The 996-nt window shown below is 67.7% G+C and carries 1 protein-coding gene and 1 pseudogene; both read left to right on the plus strand.

Annotation, left to right across the window (positions count from 1 at the left end):
* Nucleotides 1-259: 259 nt before the first annotated feature.
* A pseudogene (locus H7U32_RS10985) lies at nucleotides 260-649 on the plus strand (ISL3 family transposase); the annotation flags it as partial.
* Nucleotides 650-767: 118 nt separating this feature from the next.
* Nucleotides 768-996, plus strand: a 229-nt coding sequence (locus tag H7U32_RS10990; RefSeq protein WP_275051240.1) for a transposase, incomplete at its 3' end; no start/stop codon positions are given.

Genomic DNA, 996 nt, shown 5'->3' on the forward strand with positions numbered 1-996 from the left:
CCAGGACTTCGGTTGCTTCCGCGTCGAGCTTTCCGGCCCGGTCCCGCGAGTGGAATGCCGTCTGCACGGCGTGGTGGTCTCCCGGGTGCCGTGGGCCGAGCCGGGCAGCCGGTTCACCCGCGACCTCGAATCCGAGTGCGCATGGCCGATGACGGCCGCCAGCCGGAAGACCGTGGGCGGTTTCCCGCATATCGCGTGGAGGACCGCCGGCGACATCGCCAGACGGGTCGCCGGCCGGCTGGAGTCCTCGATGCCGCGCATGTTCGACGGGTTGCACGCGATCGGTGTGGACGAGACCAGCCGCAGGAAGGGCCACGCGTACATCACCGTCATCGTCGACCACGGGCGCGGACGCGTGATCCGGGCGCACGACGGGCACGGCAGACAGGTCCTCGACCTGTTCTTCCGACAATTGACGCCGGAGCAGCGCGCGTCGATCCGGATCGTGACCGGCGACGGGGCCAGATGGATCGACTCGTCCGTGGCCGAGCGCTGCCCGAACGCCGAACGCGTGCTCGACTCGTTCCGCATCGTCTCCTGGATGACCGACGCGCTCGACCGGGTCGGGAAACGGTTGTGGAACCAGGCCAGGCGCGACGGGAACAAAACGGCGACCGAGGCGATGCGCGGCGTCAAATACGCCGTGCTCAGGAACCCCGGCGACCTGACCGAACGCCAATCCACGGCCCTCGCCACACTCGCCGACGCGGGATCCCAAGGGCCAGCTCTACCGCTCGTGGCAGCTCAAGGAACTCCTGCGCACGCTCCTGCGCCAGCCCGTCGAACGGGCCGAAGCGGAACTCAAACGATGGATCGGCTGGGCGTCCCGCTGCCGCATCCCCGAGATCGTCGAACCATGCGGGAAGATCCGCAGACGCCGCGACGACATCCTCACAACCATCAGGCTCGGCTATTCCAACGCCAGGATCGAAGCGTTCAACAACAAGATCAAGGTCACCATCCGCATGGCCCACGGCTTCCGCAACACGGACAACC

Origin of the sequence: Bifidobacterium pullorum subsp. saeculare, from assembly GCF_016899725.1 — a bacterium.
Taxonomy (GTDB): domain Bacteria; phylum Actinomycetota; class Actinomycetes; order Actinomycetales; family Bifidobacteriaceae; genus Bifidobacterium; species Bifidobacterium pullorum_C.